The sequence below is a fragment of the Olsenella sp. AGMB03486 genome (assembly GCF_040884255.1).
GTDB lineage: Bacteria > Actinomycetota > Coriobacteriia > Coriobacteriales > Atopobiaceae > Olsenella_L > Olsenella_L kribbiana.
Genome location: NZ_JBEVTM010000009.1, coordinates 79,200 through 88,567, shown reverse-complemented (window position 1 = coordinate 88,567; position 9,368 = coordinate 79,200). Strand labels below are relative to the sequence as shown.

13 protein-coding genes are annotated in these 9,368 nt (G+C 59.7%); all 13 read right to left on the bottom strand.

Features of this window, described 5'->3' with window-relative positions; translation table 11 throughout:
- Positions 1–247: 247 nt before the first annotated feature.
- Positions 248–1,291 carry a glycosyltransferase family 2 protein gene (locus tag ABVS03_RS06325; RefSeq protein WP_368018452.1) on the bottom strand — a complete coding sequence of 348 codons (1,044 nt, stop codon included), beginning with the start codon at positions 1,289–1,291 and terminating at the stop codon, positions 248–250.
- Between the two features lie 324 nt (positions 1,292–1,615).
- Positions 1,616–2,350, bottom strand: a complete 735-nt coding sequence (locus ABVS03_RS06320) for a hypothetical protein (protein ID WP_368018451.1) — start codon at positions 2,348–2,350, stop codon at positions 1,616–1,618.
- A 39-nt stretch (positions 2,351–2,389) separates the two neighbouring features.
- A complete protein-coding gene (locus tag ABVS03_RS06315) occupies positions 2,390–3,337 on the bottom strand; it encodes a putative manganese transporter (protein ID WP_368018450.1) in 948 nt (315 codons plus the stop codon).
- 5 nt (positions 3,338–3,342) lie between these two features.
- A complete protein-coding gene (gene truA / locus ABVS03_RS06310; RefSeq protein ID WP_368018449.1) occupies positions 3,343–4,176 on the bottom strand; it encodes a tRNA pseudouridine(38-40) synthase TruA in 834 nt (277 codons plus the stop codon).
- Between the two features lie 237 nt (positions 4,177–4,413).
- Positions 4,414–4,899 (bottom strand): 50S ribosomal protein L17, encoded by a 486-nt coding sequence (gene rplQ, locus ABVS03_RS06305; RefSeq protein ID WP_330972244.1) that lies wholly within the window; start codon positions 4,897–4,899, stop codon positions 4,414–4,416.
- Between the two features lie 33 nt (positions 4,900–4,932).
- Positions 4,933–5,874, bottom strand: coding sequence for a DNA-directed RNA polymerase subunit alpha (locus ABVS03_RS06300; RefSeq protein ID WP_330972245.1), 942 nt, complete (start codon positions 5,872–5,874; stop codon positions 4,933–4,935).
- Between the two features lie 21 nt (positions 5,875–5,895).
- Complete coding sequence (gene rpsD, locus ABVS03_RS06295) at positions 5,896–6,489, bottom strand: 30S ribosomal protein S4 (RefSeq protein WP_330972246.1); 594 nt, start codon at positions 6,487–6,489, stop codon at positions 5,896–5,898.
- A 15-nt stretch (positions 6,490–6,504) separates the two neighbouring features.
- On the bottom strand, positions 6,505–6,906 hold the full coding sequence (rpsK, locus tag ABVS03_RS06290) for a 30S ribosomal protein S11 (RefSeq protein ID WP_330972247.1): 402 nt from the start codon (positions 6,904–6,906) through the stop codon (positions 6,505–6,507).
- A gap of 10 nt (positions 6,907–6,916) precedes the next feature.
- Entirely contained in the window at positions 6,917–7,288 is a 372-nt protein-coding gene (gene rpsM, locus ABVS03_RS06285) for a 30S ribosomal protein S13 (RefSeq protein WP_330972248.1), read from the bottom strand.
- Positions 7,289–7,303: 15 nt separating this feature from the next.
- Positions 7,304–7,417: a 50S ribosomal protein L36 gene (rpmJ, locus tag ABVS03_RS06280; protein WP_013252436.1), complete on the bottom strand. Its 114-nt coding sequence runs from the start codon at positions 7,415–7,417 to the stop codon at positions 7,304–7,306.
- A gap of 63 nt (positions 7,418–7,480) precedes the next feature.
- Positions 7,481–7,699 (bottom strand): translation initiation factor IF-1, encoded by a 219-nt coding sequence (infA, locus tag ABVS03_RS06275; protein WP_330972249.1) that lies wholly within the window; start codon positions 7,697–7,699, stop codon positions 7,481–7,483.
- 174 nt (positions 7,700–7,873) lie between these two features.
- Positions 7,874–8,740, bottom strand: coding sequence for a type I methionyl aminopeptidase (gene map / locus ABVS03_RS06270; protein WP_368018448.1), 867 nt, complete (start codon positions 8,738–8,740; stop codon positions 7,874–7,876).
- Complete coding sequence (locus ABVS03_RS06265) at positions 8,734–9,363, bottom strand: adenylate kinase (RefSeq protein ID WP_368018447.1); 630 nt, start codon at positions 9,361–9,363, stop codon at positions 8,734–8,736. Before ABVS03_RS06265 ends, map begins: the two co-directional genes overlap by 7 nt.
- Positions 9,364–9,368 lie beyond the last annotated feature (5 nt).

Below are 9,368 nucleotides of genomic sequence, written 5' to 3'. Positions count from 1 at the left end.
CATATGCTCATGGCCGATGCGAGTTTCCGCAGCTCGACGTAGGTCTGGTGGCCCTCATTATCTAGACTGTCAGATATCTGAAAATAGTTTGCACTGATAGTTCGGATTATGTCCATGACTGCCACGCTATGGTAGGATGACAAATATTCATTTATATCATTTTGGTAAAAAACGGCGAGCGGTCTTGCAAACCTGTATATGAAGGCAAGCTTAAACCGATTTCTATCTCATCCCTGAGGATGACGCCTCAGCTGAAGAGCTGCGAGCCCAGGGTTGTGGTATGGCGGGAGATCCAGGAGATGATGCGCCCCTCGCCCATTGCAAGATCGACATCCTTGCGGCGGATCGGCATGAGCATGGCACGGACGACACCCGACCAGGGTGCAGCCTCTGAGGCAATCTTCTGCGTCTTGTCGCTTGTGATGACCCGCTCGACGTGTGCCCGCTTCTCGTCCTCCGAGAGGTCGCAGGCAGGGCTGCACGTGCTGACGATCGTGGTGATGACATTCGTGACATAGCGGCGCTGGAGCATCCTGCGCGTCTGGGAGTCCTCGTCCATGCCCCAATGGGCAAAGAGGTTGTCCAGAAGATCCTGCTCGTGCTCGTCCGTCCAGCAATGGGAGAGGTCCCAGGCAAGCGAGGCGGAGAGGCAGAAGTCGCCGGCATTGTAGATGGCATCGCGCACATAGGCGACACCATGCGCATCCATAAGGAATGCTGCCATGAATGCCGTTCCCCCATCGGAGGCAAACTTGGCGCCCGACTTGCGCACCCGGTCCATGCGGAAGAGCTTGCCGCACGGGAACGGCAGAAGCCCGGCATCGAAGTACTTCCATGCCTCTGCATGGAAGGCATCGTCGTCTGCATAGACATAAGGAGAGGGGCCATCCACTGCCACCTGGCGCGCATTGTTCGCGACTGCCGCCATGGCCAGATCGAGCGATCCCTCTTCTGCCACCTCGTAGAGCTCTTCGAGCGTACGTGGCGCGAGCGTATCCGTTGCATCCATGAGGAAGGCGTAGGTACCTTCGGCACGCTCGAGACCCAGATTGAAGCAGTCAGAGGCGCTCTCGGAATCGATATGGAGGCATTCGAGCATCGCATCGCGCTCTTCTGCGGTAGCGAGCATGCGCTTCGCCTCGTCGGTGGACGCAGCATCGACGACGAGCACCTGAAGGCCCCTCTGGGTCTGGGCGGCCAGGCAGTTAAGGGCACGGTTCAGGGTGGCGGCAGCATCATGTGCCCGCACGATGACGGTCACCGAGGGGTGTCTGTGGCCATACCCTGCCATTTCGCTTTTTCCTGCCCTTTCTGCCGATGCCAGGTGGGGGCAGATATGCTGCCCCCCAGCAATTTGACACACTACCAGTTTCTCTTTCCCTACCCGTGACGGCCAAAGCGGCCCTACGCAATACGTACAGAACGTTCAACACACCTACATTTTTCGAAGCGGCTTAACCGTCCACAGGCAAAGAGGTACCAAATGCCGGAAATATGCAAGATTTTATGCAGGAAAGGATCGCATGGCCGCAAGTTGCGTGATGCATAGCGGCAAAGACAGAGGCCATCCGCCCGAAGGCAGATGGCCTCTGATGGAGTGCCTCTGGAAGAGCTGCTAGGCAACGACGTAGAGCCCGAGCACGATGTTGAGCTGCGCCGCATCGATCGTGCTTCCGGCATCGCCTGCATAGATCGGATAGGCTGCAGGGGCGGCGATGGCAGCATCGATGCCGGATGCCGCAAGCTCCTTGTAGTAATCATCGACCTTGCGGTTCGAGAGGTCGGATGTGGCAGCCTTGCGCATATCGGTCAGGGCAGAGTCCGCTCCGCTCTCAGCATAGGCGGTAAGTGCGGACCAGAAGCTCTCCTGGCAGACGAAGACATGGTCGAAGGCAATGCCTGATGCCGTCGATACCGGCACGACACAGGCAGCGCCGCCCGACTGTGCGATGAGGGCAGAGAGCGTGAGCGTGCCCGCCTCGGTCGTAACGGAGAGGTCGAGCGGAAGCTCTGCCACCGTGGCCTTTCCTGTCGTGTCATCGAGCGCAACGATACGGGCATCCACGAGCGTCGCTCCGTCTTCTCCTGTCGTCAGATAGAGCGAGGTCGTGAAGTCATCAGCAGACTTCGTGGCGCCTGCCACCGCAGCAGGCGTCTGCTGCTCGTCCACGGCATCCTCGAGCGTCGAGTCATTGTACGTGGAGTAGCTGTCGGCCTTGTTCCAGAACATCGAAAGGGATATGAAGAGGGCAGCAAAGACCACTACGACGACGACCGCCGAGACGACGGTACGCGTATGGCTGGGCTGTGGTACATCGGTACGTTCGAACCTCTCGCGCTGTCTGGCCATGAGAACCCCTTTCGCACATTGGGCGTGCCACGGCATCTGCTAGATAACGATACCAAGCATGGCCGCAAGAAGGCCAAGGGCAACGCCCGCCACGTAGATGAATGCAGCAATGGCTATATTCTGCCTCATATTGGCATTCGTGCGGAAGAGAACAAGCAAGCCGACGCCGCCAGCGGAGAGAAGCCCGGCAAGCATCGCAGGGGTCGACAGGGTCCCATCGAGGAAGAGCTCCGAGATTGTGACGGAGGCGCCGCAGTTCGGAATCATGCCGACAAGGGCAGAGAGGAAGATGGCACGCACCGGATGGTCCGCAAGGATCTGTGGCAGAGCATCGGAACCCACGCCTTCAATCATGAGGCCGAAGAGGAATGTAATGAGGAAGATGAAGGCCGTCACCTGCGCAGTATGGATGAGCGCTGAGCGGGTGATGTGCCAGAGCCTGCCATGGGGCCCGTCCTCGTGATGGTGGTGATGGTGCTCATGTACGGGAGCATCAGATGACTCTTCCTCCTTGCACTCGTCGCATTCGCAGTGCTCTCGCTCGCACAGCTCATGGATATGTGCATGGCCATCCCCTGCGCGGTGCAGGAGACGGAGCACGGCATCCACCGCAAAGCCCAGAACCATGCCGCAGACGATCTTGATCAGAAGGATTGCAAGCATGCGGGCCGGCGCCTCCTGGTGGGCCAGAAATACCGGCAGCATCTCATCGGAGGTGGCAAGGATGACAGCGACAAGCGTGCCTGCCGTGACGACGCGGCCCGCATAGAGTGTTGCGGCCATGGCAGAGAACCCGCACTGCGGAAGGGCACCCAGAAGGGCTCCGACGGCAGGGCCGGCCTTGCCCGCCTCGCGCACGACCTTCTCCGTCTTTCCGGCCGCTCCATGCTCGAGCGCTTCCATCGCAAGATAGGTAAGGAGAAGGAAGGGCACGAGCTCGAGCGTGTCCCAGAAAGAGTCTATGAGTACATCGAGAAAGAAATCCACGTGTTCTACCTCCAGAGAGCAAGCGTGCCTGGCTTGTAGGCGACGTCTGCGAATGTGAGTCCTTGCGCAGGTGCTGTGGGGCCCGCAGCACGTCTGTCGTGGGCGGAAAGCGCCTCTGCCACCCAGGAAGCAGGTCTGTGGCCCCGTCCAACCTCGACGAGCGTGCCGACGATGATGCGCACCATGTTGTGGAGGAACGCATTTCCCGTGACCTCGACGATCACAAGCTCCTCTCCTGCCTCCATAACGCGCCGGCAATGGATGGACGTGAGGCACCTTGAGGTCGAAAGGCCCTGCTCATGCAGAAGCTCGGCCGAGTCTGCCTTGCAGAAGCTCATGAACTCATGTTCGCCGACGAGAGCCTGCGCCGCTTCATCCATTGCCTCGGCGTCGATCTCGGACCTCACCCACCAGGCATGGTCCCAAGCAAGGACCGGGCGTGCATTCCCGTCTGCGATGCGGTAGCGGTAGGTGCGCGACCGGGCATCGAAGCGCGCCGAGAAGCCCGCGGGAGCGCGGTAGAGCCCTCTTATGGATATGTCATCAGGCGTCAGCGCAGAGAGGCCACGGGCAAGCCTCCGGCCCTCGAGAGAGCACTCCTCAGGCGTCACAGGAAGGCTCACATGCTGCGCGAGGGCATGCACCCCAGCATCGGTCCTGCCAGCGCAGGAGAGCTCCACAGGACGCCTCAGATAGGTCGAGAGGGCATGCTCCATCTCGCCTTCGACGCTCCGCTTGCCGGGCTGTGCTGCATAGCCGACAAAGCCCGCTCCGCGGTAGCCGATCTTCACGACAAGCGTCGCTCCCTCTGCCTTGTCCTTTTCCTGGCTCACGAACATGCAATCCTTCCGAGCGTCAAATCCCTTGTTCGTATCAGAGACACCCTATCTGAGCTGGTGCTCATATATTCACAGGTCCCTGTGCATTGCCGCTCCATACTAGCATATGCCTGTATCTATGCAACATATTCCCAGTCTCGCAGTAGCATTTCCCCGCATGGACACAACTCCTCTATAACAGAAGAGAGGCCCTGGTTTCCCAGGACCTCTCTCACATGTGCTCCTATGCAGCAGATGCTACTCTGCAGGGGTCTCCTCGGCGGCAGCCTCAGCAGGTGCCTCTTCGACCTCTGCCGGCTTCTCAGCCTCGGCAGCAGCGACTGGCTTGACGGAGTCTGCCTTCTTGGCCTTCGGCTGGACCGGCTCGGTGACAAGCTCGATGATGACGATCTCGGCGTTGTCGCCCTTGCGGCGGCCAAGCTTCATGATGCGGGTGTAGCCGCCGTTGCGGCCTTCCCACATGCCCTGTGCGGCCTTCTCGAAGACCTCGCGGACGAGCTCCTTGTCGCCGAGCTTCGCGATAGCGAGGCGGCGGGAGTGCAGATCGCCCTTCTTGGCCCAGGTGATGACACGGTCAACGTCCGTGCGGATGGCCTTGGCACGCGGCTGCGTGGTCTTGATGCGGTCATTGGCAAGCAGAGCGCTGGTGAGGCTCTTCTTCATGGCCTTGGTATGGCTCGCATCAGTTCCGAGCTTCATGCCATGCTTCTTGTTGTGTCTCATGGTCTTATTGCTCCTATTGAAGACGCGGCGTCTTTAAGGCTTGAGTCCGAGCCCCATGGACTCGAGCTTGTCCTTGACTTCCTCGATGGACTTGACGCCGAAGTTGCGGATGTTCAGAAGATCGTTCTCGGAGAACTCGACGAGCTGGCGGACCGAGTGGATGCCAGCACGCTTCAGGCAATTGTAGGAACGGACGGAGAGGTCCATGTCCTCAATCTTCTTGTCGAGCTCCGTATTGTCGTCTTCAGTGTTGACTGCGAAGATGGAGGTGTCCTCCTGCGGCTCTGCCTCCTCAGCCAGACCCATGAAGGCGCTCATGTGCTGGTTGATGATGTTCGCGGCCTCGACGACAGCATCGCGCGGCGTGACGGAGCCATCGGTCTCAACCTCGAGGATGAGACGGTCATAGTCCGTACGCTGGCCGACACGGCACGGCTCGACGACCTTGGCGCAGCGGCGCACCGGCGAATAGAGCGAGTCGACGTGGATGATTCCGATAGGATCATCGTCACGCTCGTTGTCCTCGCCGGAGACATAGCCACGGCCGCACCCAATGCGCATCTGCATGGTGAGGTGTGCGCCCTCGCCGAGCGTGCAGATGACATGGTCGGGATTGACGAGCTCGAACTCAGCGGGAACCTTGAAGTCGCCGCCCGTGACGGTCATGGGGCCGTCGACGGAGATGGTTGCCGTGCCCTTGTCGCCCGTGTCCATGGAGCGGAACACAAGGCCCTTCACATTCAGAACGATATCGGTGACGTCCTCATAGACGCCCTCGACAGTCGTGAACTCGTGCTGCACCCCATCGATCTGGATGGCCTCGACGGCTGCGCCCTCGAGGGAGGAGAGCAGCACGCGGCGCAGGGAGTTGCCGAGCGTATCGCCGTAGCCACGCTCGAGCGGCTCGGCGGTCACGCGTGCGACCCTGTCGTTGACCTCTTCTACCGACACATTCGGCCGGATGAATTCGGACATGTAAACCTCCAACCGTTCCTGTTACTTGGAGTAGAGCTCGACGATCAGCTGTGCGTCGATGTCAAGATCGATCTGATCGCGCGTCGGGAGCTGGAGCACGGTGCCCTGAAGCTTCTCGATGTCGACCTCAAGCCAGGAGGGAACGGCCATGTGCTCGGAGGAGATGAGGGACTCCTTGATCGGGAGGAGCTCCTTTGCCTTCGGAGCGACAGCGACGACGTCGCCGGCCTTGACGCGGTAGGACGGGATGTCGACACGCTTGCCGTTCACGGTGATGTGGCCGTGACGGACGGTCTGACGGGCCTCCTTGCGCGTACGGGCGAAGCCGAGACGGAACACGACATTGTCGAGACGGGTCTCAAGCAGGATCATGAGGTTATCGCCCGTAACGCCCTCGAGCTTCTTGGCCTTGTCGTAGTATCCACGGAACTGCTTCTCGAGCACGCCGTAGATAAACTTGGCCTTCTGCTTCTCGCGGAGCTGCTGGCCGTACTCGGATTCCTGACGACGGCGCTGCTTCGGCTGACGATTAGACTTCTTGTTGATGCCCATCACAGCGGGCTCGATGCCGAGCTGGCGGCATCTCTTAAGGACAGGGGTCCTATCAACTGCCATAGCTACTGTCCTTCCTTAGTTGCGACGACGCTTGCGCGGACGGCAACCGTTGTGCGCAATGGGGGTCTTGTCCTGAATGCCCGAAACCTCCAGGCCTGCTGCCTGAAGCGAGCGGATTGCCGTCTCGCGACCAGAGCCGGGGCCCTTCACGAAGACGGTCACCTTGTGCAGACCGTGCTCCATAGCGGCCTTTGCTGCAGCCTCTGCAGCAATCTGAGCAGCGAACGGAGTGGACTTGCGGGAGCCCTTGAAGCCCACCGTGCCACCGGACTGCCAGGAGATCACGTTGCCCTGGGAGTCGGAGATGGAGACGATGGTGTTGTTGAAGGTGCTCTTGATGTGGGCCTGGCCCACGGAAATGTTCTTGCGCTCAGAGCGCTTGACGCGGACGTTGCGCACGTTCTTCTTCTGCGGCATGTCTTACTCCCTAGGCCCTCTTCTTGCCACCGATTTGACGACGCGGACCCTTGCGGGTGCGGGCGTTCGTGTGGGTACGCTGTCCATGAACAGGAAGACCCTTGCGGTGACGGAGGCCACGGTAGCAGCCAATCTCCATCAGGCGGGCGATGTTCTGCCTGCGCTCACGACGCAGGTCACCCTCGACCGTGTAGTTAGCATCGATGTAATCGCGAATCTTTGCGACTTCCTCTTCAGTGAGGTCGCGGACACGCGTGCTGGGGTCAATGCCAACCTCAGCGCAGATCTTGGTAGCGGACGTACGGCCAATGCCATAAAGATAGGTAAGTCCGATCTCGACACGCTTCTCGCGCGGGAGGTCTACACCGTTAATACGGGCCAATTTGGTGCTCCTCTCTTAGCCCTGGCGCTGCTTGTGGCGCGGGTTCTCGCAGATGACGTAAACCTTGCCATGGCGACGGATGATCTTGCACTTGTCGCACATCTTCTTTACCGAAGGACGTACCTTCATTGCAATTCCTTTCGGTTGTTCCCTTACTATGTAATCGCCCAGCCGCAGGCGTGAATTACCGGCTTACTTGTAGCGATAGGTGATCCTGCCACGTGTCAGATCGTACGGAGAAATCTCCACGACAACCTTGTCGCCTGGAAGGATGCGGATGTAGTTCATCCTGATCTTTCCGGAAATGGTGCACAGGATGTTCTTGCCATTCTCCAGCTCTACGTTGAACATGGCATTCGGGAGTGGTTCGATGACCTTGCCCTCGAGCTCGATTGCATCTTGCTTACTCAACCTGTCTACCTTCTCCTCGCACGATGTTTCCACAGTGACAGCGGCATATTATCATAGCAAAAATATCTGCTCCGCATAGAGCACAATGCAATGTCCATAAGCAGGACAAATTTTCGGAGAAAGGCCCGGGCGCATCTGCGCTCGGGCCTCTTGTTCCCGCTCTCATCGGAGCCGCTATTCGGCGTCTTCCTTCTTCTCCTCTTCGGGAGCTTCATCGGATTCGTCGATCTCGTCGACCTTGAGCTCGACGTAGTCGGCTCCGCCGAACATGGCGCACCAGGGTCCGGTCTCATCCTCGGAGAGGATGACAGGACCATCCTCCGTGATTGCGACGACGTTCTCGTAGTGCGCTGCCGGCTTGCCATCACGGGTGACGACCGTCCAGCCGTTGCTGAGCGTCTTAACGCGCGGAGAGCCGAGCGTGATCATCGGCTCGATCGCGATGAACATGCCGACCTGCAGAAGCACTCCCCTGCCCGGCTTGCCCCAGTTCGGGACATTCGGATCTTCGTGCATATCGTGGCCGATGCCGTGGCCGACGTAGTCGCGGACGACGCCGTAGCCATTGGACTCGGCAAGCGTCTGCACCGCATGGCCAAGATCTCCCAGATGGTTGCCTGGAACAGCTTCCTTGATTGCAGCCTTCAGGCAGTCACGCGTGCACTCGCAGAGGCCGCGGACCTCGTCAGAGATCTCGCCGACGTAGAACGTCCAAGCATTGTCTCCCGCCCAGCCATCCACATTGGCACCAGTGTCGATGGAGATGATATCGCCCTCGCGGAGCTTCGTCGTGGGAGACGGGATGCCGTGCACGACCTGCTCGTTCACTGACGTGCAGAGCGTAGCCGGGAATCCGCCATAGCCCTTGAAGCCAGGAGTTCCGCCGTGGGCACGGATATAGGACTCGGCAGCGCGGTCAAGCTCGAGCGTCGTGACGCCCGGCTTCACCATGAGCCCGACATGGCGCAGGACCTCCTTGGAGAGCTTTCCTGCCCCTGCCTTGTAGGCTGCTATATCTTCTGCCGTCTTGATTTTCAGCATAGTCCGAGCTGTTCCTTCATATCCTTGTAGACATCGTCGACTGCCTGCTCGCCGTTCACGGTCTTCAGAAGCTCATGGCCCTTGTAGTACTCGATGAGCGGTGCCGTCTGGGTCTGGTAGACATCGAGCCTACGCTGGATTGTCTCAGGCTTGTCGTCGTCGCGCTGGTACATCTCGCCGCCGCAACGCGGGCACACATCGACGCCAGCCGGTGCCGTATAGCCGCAGTTTTTGCAGGTACGGCGGGACGAAAGACGCTTGACGATGACATCAGGGTCAACATCGACGAGGACAGCTGCATCGAGTGCAAGACCCATGTCCTTGAGCTCGGAATCGAGGACGACAGCCTGGGCTGTATTCCTCGGGAAGCCGTCGAGGATGAAGCCCTTCTGGGCATCGTCGTCGGCGAGACGCTCCTTCACGAGATTGACGACAAGCTCGTCGGGAACGAGCTGGCCCTTGTCCATGTAGGACTTGGCCTGCTTGCCGAGCTCTGTGCCGTTCTTGATGGCAGCACGGAGCAGGTCGCCCGTAGAGATGTGCGCCACTCCGTATTCAGCAACAAGACGCTGGGCCTGCGTGCCCTTGCCGGCACCGGGACCACCGAGCAGAACGATCTTCATGCGAA